This window comes from Bradyrhizobium sp. CER78 (genome assembly GCF_029846235.1).
Classification (GTDB): domain Bacteria; phylum Pseudomonadota; class Alphaproteobacteria; order Rhizobiales; family Xanthobacteraceae; genus Bradyrhizobium.
Window position 1 is genome coordinate 47843 of the sequence record NZ_JARVWP010000024.1, and the last position, 17615, is coordinate 65457.

18 protein-coding genes are annotated in these 17615 nt (G+C 64.5%); 8 read left to right on the forward strand and 10 right to left on the reverse strand.

Annotated features, from left to right (window positions below; all coding sequences use genetic code 11):
• Positions 1 to 25: 25 nt before the first annotated feature.
• Positions 26 to 1216 (reverse strand): efflux RND transporter periplasmic adaptor subunit, encoded by a 1191-nt coding sequence (locus QDT69_RS33735; protein ID WP_279710788.1) that lies wholly within the window; start codon positions 1214 to 1216, stop codon positions 26 to 28.
• A 404-nt stretch (positions 1217 to 1620) separates the two neighbouring features.
• On the opposite strand from QDT69_RS33735, the gene QDT69_RS33740 reads away from it, so the two are divergent.
• Positions 1621 to 2295, forward strand: coding sequence for a response regulator transcription factor (locus QDT69_RS33740; RefSeq protein ID WP_279710789.1), 675 nt, complete (start codon positions 1621 to 1623; stop codon positions 2293 to 2295).
• A 78-nt stretch (positions 2296 to 2373) separates the two neighbouring features.
• On the opposite strand, the gene QDT69_RS33745 is transcribed toward QDT69_RS33740, so the two are convergent.
• Complete coding sequence (locus tag QDT69_RS33745) at positions 2374 to 2649, reverse strand: hypothetical protein (protein ID WP_279710790.1); 276 nt, start codon at positions 2647 to 2649, stop codon at positions 2374 to 2376.
• Positions 2650 to 2783: 134 nt separating this feature from the next.
• Here QDT69_RS33745 and QDT69_RS33750 point away from each other — a divergent pair, with 134 nt between their 5' ends.
• Positions 2784 to 4118 (forward strand): HAMP domain-containing sensor histidine kinase, encoded by a 1335-nt coding sequence (locus QDT69_RS33750; protein ID WP_279710791.1) that lies wholly within the window; start codon positions 2784 to 2786, stop codon positions 4116 to 4118.
• Positions 4119 to 4161: 43 nt separating this feature from the next.
• Here the strand turns inward: QDT69_RS33750 and QDT69_RS33755 are convergent, their stop codons facing one another.
• The 6 genes from QDT69_RS33755 to QDT69_RS33780 form a co-directional block, all read right to left on the reverse strand.
• The gene (locus tag QDT69_RS33755; RefSeq protein ID WP_279710792.1) at positions 4162 to 5451 is read right to left on the reverse strand and encodes a M20/M25/M40 family metallo-hydrolase; all 1290 of its coding nucleotides are present in this window, start codon (positions 5449 to 5451) and stop codon (positions 4162 to 4164) included.
• 124 nt (positions 5452 to 5575) lie between these two features.
• On the reverse strand, positions 5576 to 7177 hold the full coding sequence (locus QDT69_RS33760; RefSeq protein ID WP_279710793.1) for a TRAP transporter large permease subunit: 1602 nt from the start codon (positions 7175 to 7177) through the stop codon (positions 5576 to 5578).
• A complete protein-coding gene (locus QDT69_RS33765; protein WP_279710794.1) occupies positions 7174 to 7713 on the reverse strand; it encodes a TRAP transporter small permease subunit in 540 nt (179 codons plus the stop codon). The genes QDT69_RS33760 and QDT69_RS33765 overlap by 4 nt, the downstream gene beginning before the upstream one ends.
• Before the next feature lie 333 nt (positions 7714 to 8046).
• On the reverse strand, positions 8047 to 9081 hold the full coding sequence (gene moaA, locus QDT69_RS33770; protein WP_279710795.1) for a GTP 3',8-cyclase MoaA: 1035 nt from the start codon (positions 9079 to 9081) through the stop codon (positions 8047 to 8049).
• Positions 9082 to 9350: 269 nt separating this feature from the next.
• Positions 9351 to 9839: a hypothetical protein gene (locus QDT69_RS33775; protein ID WP_279710796.1), complete on the reverse strand. Its 489-nt coding sequence runs from the start codon at positions 9837 to 9839 to the stop codon at positions 9351 to 9353.
• Positions 9840 to 10012: 173 nt separating this feature from the next.
• On the reverse strand, positions 10013 to 10693 hold the full coding sequence (locus tag QDT69_RS33780) for an HAD hydrolase-like protein (RefSeq protein WP_279710797.1): 681 nt from the start codon (positions 10691 to 10693) through the stop codon (positions 10013 to 10015).
• 73 nt (positions 10694 to 10766) lie between these two features.
• Between QDT69_RS33780 and QDT69_RS33785 the strand changes: the two genes are divergently transcribed.
• From QDT69_RS33785 to QDT69_RS33810, 6 genes are all read left to right on the forward strand, one after another.
• The gene (locus tag QDT69_RS33785) at positions 10767 to 11600 is read left to right on the forward strand and encodes an SDR family NAD(P)-dependent oxidoreductase (protein ID WP_279710798.1); all 834 of its coding nucleotides are present in this window, start codon (positions 10767 to 10769) and stop codon (positions 11598 to 11600) included.
• Positions 11601 to 11707: 107 nt separating this feature from the next.
• A complete protein-coding gene (rpiA, locus tag QDT69_RS33790) occupies positions 11708 to 12406 on the forward strand; it encodes a ribose-5-phosphate isomerase RpiA (RefSeq protein ID WP_279710799.1) in 699 nt (232 codons plus the stop codon).
• Between the two features lie 23 nt (positions 12407 to 12429).
• The gene (locus tag QDT69_RS33795) at positions 12430 to 12963 is read left to right on the forward strand and encodes a DUF2059 domain-containing protein (protein WP_279710800.1); all 534 of its coding nucleotides are present in this window, start codon (positions 12430 to 12432) and stop codon (positions 12961 to 12963) included.
• An 86-nt stretch (positions 12964 to 13049) separates the two neighbouring features.
• The gene (gor, locus tag QDT69_RS33800) at positions 13050 to 14435 is read left to right on the forward strand and encodes a glutathione-disulfide reductase (RefSeq protein ID WP_279710801.1); all 1386 of its coding nucleotides are present in this window, start codon (positions 13050 to 13052) and stop codon (positions 14433 to 14435) included.
• A gap of 674 nt (positions 14436 to 15109) precedes the next feature.
• Positions 15110 to 15319 carry a DUF2934 domain-containing protein gene (locus tag QDT69_RS33805; protein ID WP_050421816.1) on the forward strand — a complete coding sequence of 70 codons (210 nt, stop codon included), beginning with the start codon at positions 15110 to 15112 and terminating at the stop codon, positions 15317 to 15319.
• Positions 15320 to 15376: 57 nt separating this feature from the next.
• Positions 15377 to 15730, forward strand: a complete 354-nt coding sequence (locus QDT69_RS33810; protein ID WP_279710802.1) for a cupin domain-containing protein — start codon at positions 15377 to 15379, stop codon at positions 15728 to 15730.
• Positions 15731 to 15794: 64 nt separating this feature from the next.
• On the opposite strand, the gene QDT69_RS33815 is transcribed toward QDT69_RS33810, so the two are convergent.
• Together QDT69_RS33815 and QDT69_RS33820 are read right to left on the reverse strand one after the other, a co-directional pair.
• Positions 15795 to 16388 carry a DUF6680 family protein gene (locus QDT69_RS33815; protein ID WP_279710803.1) on the reverse strand — a complete coding sequence of 198 codons (594 nt, stop codon included), beginning with the start codon at positions 16386 to 16388 and terminating at the stop codon, positions 15795 to 15797.
• A gap of 154 nt (positions 16389 to 16542) precedes the next feature.
• The gene (locus QDT69_RS33820) at positions 16543 to 17469 is read right to left on the reverse strand and encodes an alpha/beta fold hydrolase (RefSeq protein WP_279710804.1); all 927 of its coding nucleotides are present in this window, start codon (positions 17467 to 17469) and stop codon (positions 16543 to 16545) included.
• Positions 17470 to 17615: the final 146 nt, after the last annotated feature.

Below are 17615 nucleotides of genomic sequence, written 5' to 3' on the forward strand. Positions count from 1 at the left end.
GCGCGGTTAATCTCGCAAGTCGCGGCTATCCCGTAGCCGCGTTGGCGAATTTGTTGCTGAGGAAAACCGCGCCGGTGGAAGCGATCTTCTCGTCGGCGGCAATGCCGTCGAGGATCTGACGCCAACCGTCCTGCTCCATTCCGATCTTCACCGACCGCCGGTCGAATCGCTTGCCATCGGTCGTGACCCATACTGTCATCGTTCCGTCACCTTCGCGCACGATCGCCTCGAGCGGCACGCTGACCGACATCTTCGGCGGTTCGGTTTCGATGGTGAAGCTCGCAAGCATGCCGGCGCGCAGCTTGTGCTGGGGATCGTCGATCACCGAGCGCACCAGCTGGCGGTGCGAGTTGGGATCGATGTTGAGGCCGAGCGTCGTCACCCGGCCGCGAAACACCTCGCCAGGATAGGCCGGCACGCGCACCTCGACCGGCTGGCCGATCCGGTAGGAGGGCGCGTCGGTTTCGATCACATTGGCGACCATCCACATCGTGGAGATGTCGGCCAGCGAATAGGGCGCCGGGGCGTTACCGGGTTGCACGTAGAGGCCCGGCGCGGCATTGCGCGCAATGATCCGGCCGGAGATCGGGCTCGGCACCACCAGGATGGAGTCGACCTTGCGATCGGCGACGATGCGGTCGATCTCGGCGTCGGTCTTGCCGAAGATGCGCACCGCGTTGCGCCCCGCCTTGTAGTTGCCTTCGGCGGTCTGCTGATCCGAAGTGGCCTGATCGACGTCCTTCTGCGCGCCGCCACCGGTCTTGAGCAGCTGCTTGACCCGCGCGAGCGTTCTCGTCTGCAGCTCCAGCACGCCGGCCGATGCCAGCAGCCCGGATTCGGCCTGGAGCAGGTCGGGACTGTCGATGGTGAACAGCGTGTCGCCCTTCGTCACTTCGTCGCCGACGTTGAAGAACGTATCGACGATTCGTCCCGGATTCGGCGTGAACGCCTGCACCAGCATGTTCTGATTGAAGTCGATCGAGCCCACCGCGTTCTTCAGTGTCCTGAAGGAGCGCTGTTCGGCGGGCATGATCTTGAACCCGGCCGCCTGCTTTTCGGTCAGGACGACATACTGCTGCTCGATGTTGACATCGGGCGGCGTGTTGGTCGGCGCTGCCGCCTTGACACTCTCGACGCCGTTGGCCCGCACCAGCAGCCATCCGCCCGCGAGCAGCCCAGCCAGCAGGGGCAGTGCAAAATAACCCGCATACTTCATCCGAAATGACATCGTCCGCCCGATTCGCCGAGATTGGAGAGGCCGCAGAAGAACCCAAAAAACTAACCGCATCGCGGACAGGAATATTGGTCTCGACGGGGCCAGGAACCTGTTATCAGGACCAGCTTACGCCAGCCTTACATTGCTCTGCACAAACGACGGCGGCGACAAACGAATTTCCGTTGCAGCATAAGCGCTTTTATCTATTTCTTGTAGGCGCGGACCGGGCCGTCCATAGAAAAAACATAGCCTAATTTGCGTGGCCGGGGCGGTCTGCCGAAATGCGCGTCGTTTGCACGATGCGGTTGCCCGCGAAGCGGCCTGTCCCGGCATTTCGGGAATGGCTGGCCTATCGCATTCGGGTGTGCGAACAGGCGTGTCTGGATGAAGACAGGAATGCCGCGATGCGCCTTCTGATCGTCGAGGATAACGTCGAGCTCTCGCGACTGCTTGCCAGCGGGCTGATGGCGGCGGGATATGAGTCCGATATCGTTAACAGCGTCGCCGAGGCGCGCGATGCGCTGCGCAGCGTCAGCTATGCTGCCATGATCCTCGACCTCAGCCTGCCTGACGGCGATGGCCTGTCGGTGCTGTCGGAGCTGCGCCGCAAGAACGACCCGCTGCCGGTCCTGGTGCTGACCGCGCGCAACGGCCTGCAGGACCGGGTCAACGGCTTGCGTACCGGCGCGGACGACTATCTGGCGAAGCCGTTCGCGCTGGAAGAGCTGGTGGCGCGGCTCGAAGCTATCCTGCGCCGGCCCGGCCAGCTGCTCGGCTCGTCGCTGAAGCTCGCCAATCTCGTCTACGACACCGAGAGCAAGCAGGTGTTCGTCGACGGCGCGCCGCACGTGTTCTCGGCGCGAGAGACGTCGGTGCTCGAGATCCTGCTGCGGCGGCAGGGACGGGTGGTGCCGAAAAAGAATGTCGAGGATCATATCTTTGGTCTGTCAGGCGAGGTCGCCTCGAATGCGGTCGAGGTTTACGTGTCGCGGCTGCGCAAGCTGCTCAGCGAGCACAACGCCAAGATCGTGATCCACACCATCCGCGGTGTCGGCTACTTGATGGCCGAGGAGAAGTAGCGCGGAGCGCACTTTCGCGACTTGGTCACGGCCTTCGCGATCGTGCCGCGCGCACTGCGGACGCGCGACCGATCCGGCCTATTTGCGCTTGTCCGATCGGGGAGCTCTCGCAATGATCTGCGCAATGACCGAAACGATTGCCGCCGCCGCCGCGACCCCGGCTTCCCGCGACTGCGAGCTGAGATCTACGATCGCGTTCGGCTCGCCGTTCCACGCGAAGAGACCGAGCGCCAGCGCAACCTGCAACGCAAGCACGCTGGCGATGCATGCGGATATGAAGGAAATCCAGCGAGCTGTATCAATGCGCATGGATACGGAACGGAGGTTGTTGTCGCGAAGCCAAGCACGAAACAATCGACCCCGCGACGACTTGTCGCGACAACGGGTCGGGCGATAGTATTGGGCCCAGCTTACACAAGCCTTACAGGCCTTTACCCGAGCGGTCCCGGCTCGTCGCCAGCGGTCCTGACGGCCGAGGAGAACCCAGCATGTTCCGCTTCACGTCGCTGACCTCGCGGATCGTGTTTCTGCACATCGTGGCGGTCGCGGTCGCCGCGATCTTCCTGCCGCTGCTGCTGCTTTGGCTCTTGAACTCGGAGATCAACCAGCTGCATCGCGAAGCGATGCGCGATCAGGCGGCCGATCTCGGCCAGAACCTCACGGTCGATTCCGCCGGCAAGGTCGTGCTCAATCTGCCGGACAGCCTGAGAGGGCTCTATTCCGACGCCTATGGCCGCTACCGCTACGACATCTACGATGCGGACGACAATCTGCTGTTTTCGTCGCATCGCACTGCGCCGCGGCTGCCGGTAGCGGCGGACCGGATTGCCGGCGCCAGCGTCACCCAGCTCGTCGGTGGCGAGACGCTGCGCATCCAGGTCGCCGAGGACCTGTCGCATCGCGACGTCATCATCGACGACATCGTCTCCAATTTCTTCCGGCGGGTTGGCTGGATCACCATCCCGATCCTCCTGATCCTGCTCGCGACCGATATCCTGATCTTCCGCCGCGCCGTGATCCCGCTGCTGCGGGCATCGGAGGAGGCGAGGAGCATTGGGCCGGCCAGGACCGACATCCGCCTTCCGACGGACGGGATTCCGAGCGAGATCCTGCCGCTGGTGACGGCCGTCAACCAGGCCTTCGACCGTCTGGAGGATGGATTTCACGTGCAGCGCCAGTTCACGGCCGATGCCGCGCATCAGCTGCGCACGCCGCTCGCGATCCTGAGGACCCGGATCGAGACGCTGGATATCAGCAAGGGGACCAAGGAGCTGCATTCCGATATCGAGAGCATGAGCCGTATCGTCAGCCAGCTGCTCGAGATCGCCGAGCTCGATACGCTGGTGCTGGACCCCGGCGAGACCGCGGACCTGCGCGCCGTGTGCGCCGAGGTGGTCGGCTCGATCGCGCCCTACGCCCTGGCGCAGCAGAAGGATATCGCGCTGCGCGGCACCGACGGTCCGGTGCGGGTCAAGGGCAATGCCGAGATGCTGCAGCGCGCCATCTTCAACCTGGCGGAGAACGCCATCAAATACACCGCCGACGCGACCTCGGTCGATGTCGAGGTGCATGAGGACGGTTCGGTGCAGGTGCGCGATTGCGGGCCCGGCATCGCGCCTGCCGAGCAGGGCCTGGTGTTCCAGCGCTTCTGGCGCGGCGATCGTCAGCGCCACCGCACCGATGGTGCAGGGCTCGGGCTCTCGATCGTCCGCGGCGTCGTCGACGATCACGACGCGACGATCAAGGTCGAGAACCTGCCGTCCGGCGGCGCCCAGTTCACGCTGAGCTTCCGCCTTGCCAAGGCGGAGCCGGCGACCGCCTGAGAGGCCTGGCCCGTTGCGCCCGTCGTGCCGCGGGCCGGCCGGCCTATTTCACCTTGCCGTCGGACAGGTCCATGATCATGCGCGTGGTCAGATAGAGGCGCGGCACGATGCTGTTGATCTGCACGTATTCGGCATCGTTGGAGTGCGCGCCGAAACCCGACAGACCCATGCCTTCGACCACGGCGCCCTTGGTCTTGAGCGCGGCGAAGGCTGCGTCGGTGCCGCCGCCCGTGGCCCTTTCGGCGACGTTCATCGACATGCCGAGCTCTTGATAGATGGTCTTGCCGTGAGCTGCGACGCGACGTGAAGCGTCGTTGGCCTCGAGCGGCGGGCGGCGGACCTCGAACTTCACGTCCACCTTGGACTCGGGCAGCAGGCGGTTCTTGATCTTGTCCTGTAGGGCTTGCTCGAGCTCGTTGAAATCGGACACCTTGAGCGCACGCGCATCGGCCTGGGCCGTGGCTTCGGCGGGGATCACGTTGCGGTTGGTGCCGGACTTGGAAACCGTCCAGTTCAGCTTCAGGCCCTGCTCGGGCTTGGACAGGTCCTTCATCTGCAGCACCTGGTGCGACAGTTCGTAGAGCGCGTTCACGCCGCCCTCGGGCCTTGCCCCCGCATGCGACGACTTGCCGTGCACCGTGAGATAGGCCGAGCCGATGCCGCTGGTGGCGAGGCGGAGCGTGCCGTTGGCGTCGCTGCCTTCGAACGAAAATACGGTGTCTTGCTCCGCGGCGAGGCGAGTGATGGTGCTGCGCCAGCCGGGCGAAGAGATCTCCTCGTCGCCATTGATGAGCACGGTGAGCGTGCCGTAGTCCTTGAAGTTCAGCTTCTGCAGCAGCGCCACGGTGTGGATGATGGTGGCGATACCTTGCTTGTCGTCGGCGATGCCGAGCCCGTAGGCCTTGTCGCCGTCGATGCGGAACGGCTGGTCCTTCAGCATGCCCTTGAGATAGACCGTGTCCATGTGCGCGATCAGCATGATCTTGGCGCTGCCGGTGCCCTTGAAGACGGCCTGCACGGCCGGACCGATCTTCTCCGGCGTGTCGTCCAGCCGGTAGATGTCGGTGGTCTGCAGGATGTCGACGGTGCCGCCGAGCTGCTTGAGCTGGCCGGCGACGCGCGCGGCGATCTGGTTGAGGCCGTCGATGTCCTTGCTGCCGGATTCGATCTGCACGAGGTCGCGCAGGGTGTCGAGCAGCGGCTGCTGCTCCTGTTGCGCCAGCGCGCGAACATCGGCCGCCGGAGCCGCATTCGCGACGGTCGCGGCAAAGGCCAGGGCAAGGGATGCGACGAGCGGGCGAACGAACGAGCGGGTGGGGCGCGATTGGGGCATGGGCGGCGATCTGTGAGTTCGAGGACGATCCGTACCTCGTCTATTCACAGGCTGCTTGGCCGCCGTCAACAGCCGCAGCATGCCTCGCTCCCGCGAGACATGCCTGAATGAGGCCGAATGCCGGCTACTGCTTCGGCTGGCCGAAATCGAGCGGCGGCAGCTCGATCTGCGGCACCTCGATCTTGACCTTGTTGAGGTCGACATCGAGCGGCTTGTCGAGCAGGCCGGTGACGACGACTGGGAATGCGATCACCAGCGCCACCATGATCGCCTGCAGGCCGATCCAGGGCATTGCGCCCCAATAGATGTCGGAGCTCTTCACTTCCTTCGGCGCCACGCCGCGCAGATAGAACAGTGCGAAGCCGAACGGCGGGTGTAGGAATGAGGTCTGCATGTTGACGCAGAGCATCACGCCGAACCAGATCAGCGCGGCATCGGGGCCGACCACGGGTGCCAGCACCTTCTGCGCGATCGGCGCGATCATCGGCAGGATGATGAAGGCGATCTCGAAGAAGTCGAGGAAGAACGCCAGGAAGAAGATGAACAGGTTGATGAAGATCAGGAAGCCCCAGACGCCGCCGGGCAGCGAGGTCAGATGGTGCTCCAGCCAGGTGCCGCCGGACACGCCGAGGAACACCACCGAGAAGCAGGTCGATCCGATCAGGATGAAGGTGACCATGCAGGTGATCCGCATGGTGGTCTCGTAGCCCTGCTTGATCAGGTCGCGCAGGTCCGGGATCTTCACGGCCTCGATGCAGATCCACACCACCGCGAGATAGGTGATCGCGAAGGCGAGCTTGAAGATCAGGTTCTCGGTGTAGAGCATCGCGATGATGGTGCCGATGCCGCCGGCGATCACGCCTACGATCAGCACCTTGCGGCCGGCCGCGCTGAAATCCTTGTGGTGGATCGCGGCGAGCACGATGGCGCCGACCGCGCCCATGGCGCCGGCTTCGGTCGGGGTCGCGAGACCCATCATCATGGTGCCGAGCACGACGAAGATCAGCACGGCGGAGGGGATGATGCCGAGCAGGCACTTCTTCCACAGCGCCCAGCCGGTCAGCGTGCGGGCCTCGATCGGCACCGCAGGCACGTGGCTCGGCTTGAAGATGCCGAGCAGGAAGGTGTAGCCGGCGAACAGCAGGATCTGGAACACCGACGGGCCCCAGGCGCCGAGATACATGTCGCCGACCGACTTGCCGAGCTGGTCGGCGAGCACGATCAGGACGAGAGAGGGCGGGACAAGTTGCGTGATGGTGCCGGAGGCGGCGAGCACGCCCGTGATGTAGCGGATGTTGTAGCCGTAGCGGATCATCACCGGCATCGAGATCAGCGCCATCGCGATCACCTGCGCCGCCACCGTGCCGGTGATGGCGCCGAGGATGAAGCCGACGATGATCACGGAATAGCCGAGGCCGCCGCGGATCGGGCCGAACAACTGGCCCATCGAATCCAGCATGTCCTCGGCGAGCCCGCATCTCTCCAATATCGCGCCCATGAAGGTGAAGAACGGGATCGCGAGCAGGAGTTCGTTGGACAGCACGCTGCCGAAGATGCGGCCCGGGATCGCCTGCAGGAAGTTGAGGTCGAAGAAGCCGAGATAGATCGACAGGAACCCGAACGACAGGCCGACCGCGGCGAGCGTGAACGCCACCGGATAGCCGATCAGCATTGCAATGATCAGGCCGCCGAACATCAGCGGCGGCATCATCTCCAGCGTGATCATTGCGTCGGCCTCTCATACTTCGCGTCGATGGTCACATAGCCCTGCAGCGCGGCGATCCGCTTGATCACCTCTGAGACGCCTTGCAACGCAAGCATCACGAAGCCGGACGGGATAACGAACTTGATCGGCCAGCGCAGCAGGCCGCCGGCATTGCCGCTCATCTCGCCGACCGCATAGGCCTGGTAGAAGAACGGCCAGGACAGATAGGCGAGCAGCAGACAGGCCGGGATCAGGAAGAACAATGTGCCGATCATGTCGAGCCAGAGCTGGCCGCGCTCGGACAGCATCAGATAGAGTATCTCGACGCGGACATGCTCGTTGCGCTTGAAGGTGTAGGAGGCGCCGAACATCACGAGGATCGCGAACATGTACCACTGCGCCTCGAGCCAGCCGTTCGAGGAGTAGCTGAACGCGTAGCGGATCATGGCATTGCCGGCGCTGACCAGGCAGGCGATCAGCACGAGCAGGTTGCAGATGTAGCCGATCTTCTCGTTCAGTCGGTCGATGGCCGTACTGAGTGCCAACAATGGGCGCATCAAGATCTCCGTGGCCGCGCCATCGGCGCGCCGAATATTTCAAGCATCATCTGGCCGCCGCGCATACGCGCACGGAGCCACGGCTCACTTTCAGGAGCAGTTGCAAACGTTCATCCTCCCCCGAAATGCGCTTCCGCCGTTCTTGGCTGCCGGATCGTCGGCGGTCGCCGACGGGGCAGCGGCCTGTCCGGCCTGGCTAGCGTGAAAGCCGGGGCACCAAATCAGCGCCGTGGAACGCCGTCAATCGGAAAATGGGCAAATTGACGCCACGGCAAACCGTTGTCCCGCCTTGGTAATCGGGGGACGACGCAGGCGTCGGGAGAGGGCGGCAGACTAGCCGCCGGTCACGCTCATGTGGCGGCTGACGCTCGGCCGGTTGTGGCGGCGGTCGATGATGAAATCGTGCCCCTTCGGCTTCAGTCCGATGGCCCGGTCGATGGCTGCCGACAGCAAATCATTGTCCGGCGAAGCGCGCAGCGGCCGGCGCAGGTCGGAAGCGTCCTCATGGCCGAGGCAGGTGTGCAGCGTGCCGGTGCAGGTGATCCGCACCCGGTTGCAGGATTCGCAGAAATTGTGAGTCATCGGCGTGATGAAGCCGAGCTTGCCGCCGGTCTCGGCGACCCGGACGTAGCGGGCAGGACCGCCGGTGTCGTCCGCGAGGTCGGTCAGCGTGTAGTGCTTCTCGAGCCGCGCGCGCAGCAGCGACAGCGGCACGTATTGATCGATGCGGCCCTCGCCGATGTCGCCCATCGGCATCACTTCGATCAAGGTCAGGCCCATGCCCTTGCCATGCGCCCATTCCATCAGCGCGGGAATCTCGTCCTCGTTCACGTTCTTCAGCGCGACCGCGTTGATCTTGACCGCGAGCCCCGCGGATCGGGCCGCCTCGATGCCCGACAGCACCTTGTCGATGTCGCCCCAGCGGGTGATGGCCCGGAATTTTACGGGGTCGAGCGTGTCGAGCGAGACGTTGACGCGGCGCACGCCGCAATCGGCCAGCTCCTGCGCGAACCGCGCGAGCTGCGAGCCGTTGGTGGTCAGCGTCAACTCGTCGAGCGCGCCGGTCGAAAGGTGCCGCGACAGCGAACGCACCAGACCCATCACGTTGCGGCGGACCAGCGGCTCGCCGCCGGTGAGGCGGATCTTGCGCACGCCCTTGGCGACAAAGGCCGAGCAGAGACGGTCGAGTTCCTCCAGCGTCAGCAGATCGGCCTTCGGCAGGAAGGTCATGTCCTCCGACATGCAATAGAAGCAGCGCAGGTCGCAGCGGTCGGTGACGGAGACGCGCAGATAACGGATGGTCCGGCCGAACGGATCGGTCATCGGACGAAACAGCGTGTCGGAATGCGCCTGCGTGGATCCGTTCATTCAACCCAAGCCTTCAAGCCAATCTGCAACCTAAGCCTTGCGACTGTTCCCAGTGTACCGAGCCGCCACGGGCTCGGTACACGCAATCTATGCATGTTGGCGCGCCGTCACAATGCGTCCCTAAGGATGATCCGCAACATGCAAAGCTGATTGCGCGCGATAGGTGAGCCATATCGCGCGATGCATGATCGCAATCGCCGATGTGTCTCGACCAAAACCAAAAACCCGGCCTTGGGCCGGGTTCTTGTGCAGTGCAAAGAGCGCAGTTGCTAGCGCGTCGGAGCCGCGGCGGCCGGCGGCGCGGCAGCCGGAGCGGGGAACGCCGCGTCCGGCGCGCCGGCAGGCGCCGCAGCAGCAGCAGCAGCCGGCTTCGGCTTCTTCCGCTTCGGCCGCGGCTTGTGCGCGCGCGGCGGCGGACCGGCGGGCTGCAACTCGGCGAACACCGGGCTCGGATCGAGCGTGGTGGTGGCTGGGCTGGTGAAGTCGCCCGGCGTGCGGGTCACGGTCACCGGCACCGTCGCCGGCTGGAACTTGGGCATGTTGAAGGTGACGGTGAAGTTGCTCTCCGGCGCCGGGATCGACACGGAGCAGGGCGTCTTGCAGCCCGGTCCGATCGACGTCACGGCGTCGGCGCCTTGCGGGTTCGAATCCAGCTGCACCTGCATTGGCGGCGGCGCTGACTTGAACGAATCCAATGAGAAGGAGGAGCAGCCGGCCAGGCTCAGCCCGGCGGCCGCAAACACGATGATACGACGCATGATCCACACTCTACTGCGGCAATCAGCCACAATCCCCGAACCGACCATAGGGGCGTCGGAACAGAGGCGCAACAGGGGGAGGCCTGTTCGTTAAAGGATGGTTAATCGCAAAATCGCATGGCAAAATATTACCAAGCGATATCAGTGTGTTGTGAAAAATTTATGCCGCGAATTTATGCCGCGAGGAGGCTGGCGACGGCGTCCGGCAGATCGCGCATATGGCTGATCAGCCGGTCCGGCTTCAGCTCGGTCATCGGGACGTCGGTATAGCCGAAATCGACCCCGATCACCGGGACGTTGGCGCGCCGCGCGACGCCGACATCTGGGCCGGCGTCGCCGACCATGATGGCGCCGGGCAGCCGGCCACCGGCGCGGGCCACCGTCTCGCGCAGGATCGCCGGATCGGGCTTGGCGACGCCGAACGTGTCCTGGCCGCAGATCGCGGCAAAGCGCGGCGCCAAACCGAGCCGGTCGAGCAACAGCTTCGACAGCCATTCCAGCTTGTTGGTGCAGACCGCAAAGCGGTGGCCCTTCGACGCGAGCCGGTCGAGCGCGGCCTCGAGCCCGTCGAACGGACGTGAGCCGTCGGCGATGTGCTCGGCGTAGAAGTCGACGAAATCCTTGGTCAGGCGATCGAGGTCAGCGAGGCTGACCACGCGTCCGTCCACCTCGAGCCCGCGCTCGAGCAGCTTGCGCGCGCCGGCGCCGATCATGTTGCGCGCCGCCGACAGCGGCACCGGCTGCAGACCCTCGCGGCCGAGCACATGGTTCAGCGCGCTGATCAGGTCAGGCGCAGTGTCGACCAGCGTGCCGTCGAGATCGAACACAATGATGGGGGGAGGGGAGGCGGACATCTGTCTCTCGCTATCGGGCAGGGCCGCACGATGCAAGAGAAGATGCTAGCGTTGCGCAAAAAAGGAGGCTCGGATGCGGGAACTTGCCGGAAAAGCCGCTTTTGTCACCGGCGCGGCCAGCGGAATCGGACTGGCCATGGCAACCGCGTTCGCGCGCGAGGGCATGAAGGTGATGCTCGCCGACATCGAAACCGGCGCGCTCGACCAGGCCGTCGCTGCGCTGCGCGCCGGCGGCGCAGATGTCCGTGGCGTGGTGTGCGACGTCTCTGACCCCGGCAGCGTCGACGGCGCGGCGCAGGCCGCGTTCCTCGCTTTCGGGAAGGTCCATGTCGTCTGCAACAATGCTGGCGTCGCAGGTGGCGGCGGCATCGACCAGATCTCCGTCGACGACTGGCGCTGGGTGATCGACGTCAATTTGATGGGCGTGGTGCATGGCATCCGGAGCTTCCTGCCGCACATCCGCGCGCACGGCGAGGGCGGCCATATCGTCAACACGGCGTCGATGGCCGGCATGAATGCGGGGCTCGGCTTGAGCCCGTATTCGGCGTCCAAATTCGCCGTCGTCAGCCTCTCCGAAGGACTTGCCATGCAGCTCAGGCCGCTCGGGATCGGCGTCAGCGTACTCTGTCCGAGTTTTGTGCAGACCCGGATCGGCGAGAGCGGGCGCAACCGCCCGGAGCAATACGGCCCGCCGCGCCAGCACGCTCCGGACAGCCCCGCAGCCGCGCTCATCGCCGAGATCGCGCGCCGCCTGGAGGCCGGTCTCGACCCGTCGTTGGTTGCTGCTAAGGTGCTGGCCGCGATCCGCGACGACCAGTTCTACATTTTCACCCACCCTGGGATGAGAGCCGAGGTCGAGGACCGTTTTGCGGCGATTTTGGCCGCGATGGACGCCGTTTCGGCCTAAAGACGGGCACGGATGGCGCTATTCCTGTCCGTGAATCGAGGCTAGATATGCGCCCGCCGGGCCGCCCGATGGCGCGCCCGTAACGGACAACCGAGGGGCTATCGGCCGTGGACATGGATGCACTGAAACGCCAGGCGGCGGCGCGCGCGCTCGAAGAGGTGCGCGACGGCATGAAGCTCGGGCTCGGCACCGGATCGACCGCCAAGCACTTCGTCGAGTTGCTCGGCGAGAAGGTCCGCGCCGGCATGAAGGTGATCGGCGTGCCGACCTCGGAGGCGACCCGGGCGGATGCGATCCGCTGCGGCGTGCCGCTGACCACGCTGGACGAGATCGACCATCTCGACCTCACCATCGACGGCGCCGACGAGATCGATCCCGCGCTCAATCTGATCAAGGGCGGCGGCGGCGCGCTGCTGCGCGAGAAGATCGTCGCGGCCGCCAGTGATCGCATGATCGTGATCGCCGACGACAGCAAATGGGTCGAGACGCTCGGCCGCTTCCCGCTGCCGGTCGAGGTGATCCCGTTCGGGCTCGCCGCGACGCAGGCCGCGATGGCGCGGGCGTTCCGTGAGGCCGGCGTGTCCGGCCAAATGATCATCCGCAAGGGCAAGGACGGTCACGTTTTTGTCACCGATGGCGGCCACTGGATCCTCGATGCGCATCTCGGCCGGATCGGCGACCCGCCGCGTCTTGCGGGTCTGCTCAGTGTCATTCCGGGCGTGGTCGAACATGGCCTGTTCATCGGGCTTGGCAGCGTCGCCGTCCTGGCCGGCGCACAGGGAATTCGGGTTGTTGAACGGCGATAGCGCCGCAAGCAAGGAGACTTGGAATGAAGCGTTTTTCGGGACTTTTGTCGGCAGCGGCCCTGGCGGCTGGACTGGCGCTCGCGGCGGCACCGGCCATGGCGCAGCAGCAATTGCCCCCCATGCCCAAGGTCAAGCAGTCGACCCCCGCGGCGATCGCGGCCGCCAAGGAAATCCTGACCATGAAGAACGTGGCGGTGATGTATTCCGGCGCCGTTACGGGAATCATCGAGAAGACCAAGACCGGCCTGCTGCAGCAGTACCTGAACTACCAGAAGGATCTCGACGAGGTCGCGGTGATCGTCGCCAAGCAGTTCGCGGGCGGCGAGAAGGAGATCGGCGACGGCATGGCGCAGATCTACGCCGCCGAGTTCACCGAGCAGGAGCTCAAGGACCTCGTGACGTTCTACAAGACGCCGCTCGGCCAGAAGCTTTTGACCGCGGAGCCCACTGCAATCAACGGCTCGCTGCAATATATGCAGCAGTGGGCGCAGCAGTTCGGCGTGATCGTCAACGGCCAGTTCAAGGCCGAGATGAAGAAGCGCGGCAAGGATATCTAAGGATTTCCAATGCGTTTTCGAGCGCTCTGATGCGCTCCGTGTGACCTCGCCCCGCTTGCGGGGCGAGGTCGAAGAGAGAGGTACCCATGGCCGAGTTTGACGTCGACCTGTTTGTCATCGGTGGTGGTTCGGGCGGCGTCCGTGCCGCCCGCATCGCCGCCAATTACGGCGCGAAGGTCATGGTGGCCGAAGAGTACCGGATGGGCGGCACCTGCGTGATCCGCGGCTGCGTGCCGAAGAAGCTGTTCGTGATCGGCAGCCACGTCCATCAGGAGATCGAGGATGCGGCCGGCTTCGGCTGGAGCATCGGCCAGGTCTCGTTCGACTGGGCTACCCTCGTCGCCAACAAGGACAAGGAGATCGCCCGGCTCGAGGGCGCCTACACCACCAACGTCGAGAAGTCGGGCGCCAAGATCGTGAAGACCCGTGCGGTGCTGGAGGATGCCCACACCATCCGCCTCGCCACCGGCGAGAAGGTGACGGCGAAGTACATCCTGATCGCGACCGGCGGCGCGCCTAATCACGGGCCGGCCGTTCCCGGCATCGAGCACGTGATCTCGTCCAACGAGGCGTTTCATCTGAAGGAGCTGCCGAAGCGGATCGTGATCCAGGGCGGCGGCTACATCGCGCTGGAATTCGCCGGCATCTTTGCCGGCTTCGGCTCCGACGTGTCCGTGATTTACCGCGGCGACAACATCCTGCGCGGCTTCGACGAGGACGTGCGTAAGCATGTCCGCGCCGAGATGGAGAAGCGCGGCATCACCATCATCACTGGCTCCACGGTGACCAAGGTCGACAAGCACGGCCGTGATTTTACCGCGCATCTATCCGGCGGCTCGAGCATCGCCGCCGACCAGGTGATGTTCGCGATCGGCCGGCATCCCAACGTCGCCAATCTCGGGCTCGAGAGCGCAGGTGTCGCCATCAATCCCGCCAATGGCGGCATCCAGGTCGACGGCTGGTCGAAGACCTCGGTCGACAACATCTATGCGGTCGGCGACGTCACCCACCGCACCAATCTGACCCCGGTCGCGATCCGCGAGGGCCATGCCTTCGCCGACACCGTGTTCGGCAAGCGCCCGGTGCAGGTCGACCACGCGACGATCCCGACCGCGGTGTTCTCGCAGCCCGAGGTCGGCACCGTCGGCCTGACGGAGCAGGAGGCGCGGGCGCAGTTTGCCCACGTCGACATCTACAAGACCGATTTCCGCCCGATCAAGGCGACGATGTCCGGCCGTGACACCCGCGTGCTGATGAAGCTCGTGGTCGACGGCGCGAGCGATCGCGTGCTCGGCTGCCACATCGTCGGCGATGCCGCCGCCGAAATCACCCAGGCGGTCGCGATCGCGGTGAAGATGAAGGCGACCAAGGCCGACTTCGACGCCACGATCGCGCTGCATCCGACCGCGTCCGAAGAGCTGGTGACGATGCGCACCCCGACCGCGCGCCACGTTCGCCAGGCGGCGGAGTAGGGATGGTCCGCGCAAAGCAGCCGGCTCTGATCCTCGATCAGGAAACGAGGCCTGCCTGACAGCCCAACGCCGCCCGCTTAAAATGCCTGCGAGCGGCGCTGTCTCTAGCCCCAGGAGGGTCGTGGCAAAATCCTGATGAGGGTTGGTCTGCGTGGAGCCGCAAAGGTTTCATACCTCCGAAGGGGTAGCTTGCCGCCGCAACATGGAGCGCGTTGCCGCAGAACATGCTCCTTCGCTGCGGCCATTCGTTCCGATGCAGAAGAAATTAGGGCACCCTTGCTGACATGCATATGTGAATGCTGCCGGGCCTCTACGGGCTCAGACTGCGGGCATGTTCCGACCGGATCACATGGACAGCTTGGACTACGGCTTCCTCGGCTTTGCCGGGGCGTCGTTCATCGCCCTCATCGTCGGCGTGGCCTGGCTGCTGATCGCGTGACGCTTCGACTTCATTGGTGAGAACTTTGGCCTCAGCCCGTGCCCCCCTTGGCTGGGGCCTTTCCTTGGGCTCGCTCAAATCAAGTCCAGTTTCAGGCCAATGGCCCGCGCCATGGGCTTGTGCACAGATGGCGCGTGCTGTTGGCAGTGCGGCATCTCGCGCGCCTTGGAACCTTGCGCTATGCTGGCTGTTCCACTCTCAAACAGTTTGATGTCTCAAATTGAGGGAGCCGCCCATGAGAGGTCCCACCGAGCAGGAGATCCGGACCCGCGCCTACGAGCTGTGGAAGGACGCCGGCGAGCCGCGAGGCCAGATGGATCAGCTCTGGTATAAGGCCGAACGGGAACTGCTGGAGCGCAAGGCCGCCAACGGCGAAACGCATTGCGATATCAACGGGCACAACGAGCCGACACCATATCCGGCGAAGTTGAGGGGCGTGCATTGAGTGTGTCGCGCCGCTGAGCTAACGAGCCGGGCAAGCTGGCCCGGACCCGGAGGCATCATGAGCGACGCGATCGATCTCTCGCAGAAACTGTCGACGTTCTCCGACCACTGGTCGCCGCGCACCGTCGCGCAATTCAACGCCTGCGACGTCATGGTGGTGAAGGTGCAGGGCGAGTTCGTCTGGCACAAGCACGACGACACCGACGACTTCTTCCTGGTGTTGAAAGGCGTGCTCGACATCGAGCTGCGCGACCGCACCGTCACGCTAACGGAAGGCCAGATGTACATCGTGCCGAAGGGCGTCGAGCACCGCCCCGTCGCGCGGGAAGAAGTGCATCTGTTGATGATCGAGCCGACGGGAACGCCGAATACGGGGGATGCGGCGACGGCTGCGGGGCGGAAGGTGGTGTGAGGGCGCGGGGCGGCGATCCCTGGGGCGCGAAGCTCAACGCGCCTGACATTGCCTCCACGGGAGATCATTGCACCTTCACGTTCAGCGTACCGCCTTCGTTGACCACCTTGTCCAAGCCCTTCAGTATAGTCCCTTGGAGAGCGGCTAGCTCTGGCGCAACTTTCACCTCTATCGGGAAGCTGGCTTTCCCTCTCAATATCGCGGCCATGCCGATCTGTATGGCGTCAGCATCTTCGTTTCGGGCACCGTGGCCTTGAGGGAAGTAGACGTTGTGCATTTGCGCCGAGTTGAACTTGTAGCCGACGTCATTGCCGATGGTTGTCAACAGATCAATCAATAGATCTGAGCGCTTTTGCTGCCAGACTTCATTGGCGGGTCCTGTGCTGCTGAGATGCTGGACGTAGGCCTCCCAAACGTCCACCACCTTCTTACGTTCATAAAAGTCGATAGGCACAGCGTTCAGCGCTTCCACATGGGCAGGGCTGAGTGCTGTAGCGCGTGTCGCCATCAATGTGCGGAAGACTGTGAGTTTGCGTGCCTGTTTCTCTCTTCCTGCCTCAAGCCACTTCTGGGCTTGCACCGCCAAGATCGGCCCTAACAGCGTAGCGGTGGCAATAACGATATCGCTAAATTTGATGAAGGTGTCCGCTTCTGCCACGACTCTTCTCTCCCGAAAGCCTCTGTGGTCGCGAAGCTTGGGACGATAGGATGCAGATTGCCAAGGTAGAGGGCTCGCATATCCCCACTTAAAAGTTGCTCTCCCGGACAACGCGATCACATTCTCGCAGGGACGACAGCGGAGAGTGTGGCCCTTACCCCTCCGCCTCGAGCCACTCCGCGGCGCCGCGCCACAGGGCGTCGCGGTGTTCGCTGCGGAAGAAGCCGAAATGGCCGATCTTCGGCACGCCGGCGTCCGCGGGACTGATCGCGATGATCTCAGGCGTGATCGAGGTGAACGCGGAGCAGAGCAGTTCGACCGCCGGCCGCGTCGCCCAGGTGTCGTCGGTGATGGTGAGCGCGCGGAGCTTGCCCTTGAAGTTCGGAAAATTCTCGCGCGCCGTCAGCGTGGCATCGTCGAGCAGATAGCGTTCGCGCATCACCCAGCCGCGCCATTGCTCGAACACGCCGCGCGGCAGGTCCATGCCGAGGCCGGCCCAGCCCGGCACATAGCCGAGCGTGCGCGCCAGCGGCAGGCCGATGCCGTTCATGAAGGCGACGACGCGGTAGCGCTCGGGCGAGGCCATCAGCTTCCAATGCGCGGCCTGCGAGGCGATCAAGAGCGCGCGCGGGATCTCGGCGTTGTTCGGCAACAGGCCGAGCGCCTGGCCGCCGAAGGAGTGGCCGACATAGGCAAAGGGCAGGTCGCGGTAGCGCTCGCGCATCCAGTGCACGGCGGCGGTGGTGTCGAGCGCGGCCCAGTCCGCCATCGTGGCCTTGAAGCCGGCCAGCGACTTCTGCTTGTTCAGGCCGGTCGCCGCCATCGGCCTGCTATCGCCGGTGCCGCGGTAATCGTAGGTCAGGACCGCCGAGCCGCGGCGGGCGAGGTAGCCGGCGAAGCCGCGATAGACCTTGCGGGGCACGGCGGTCGCCGAGTTGATCAGGACGGCGTGGAGCTTCTTAGCCCGGGGCAGGAACAGCGTCGCGGCGAGCGGATAGCCGTCCGCGGCCGGCACGACGATGTCGTCGCTAAAAACGTCGTCCAGCGCGGCGGCGGCCACGGCGATTTCCCCGGCATTCATGCTATGCTCTACCAAATGCGAATTCGGATTTTCTTGCAAGGGCTTGACGGAATTGCAGGAATCCTTCTAGCGGGAGGACGGAGGCCTGTGTATAAGCCGGCTTTCCTTATGCCCGCGATTAAGTTGCGGTTTTTGCTCAGGAGTTG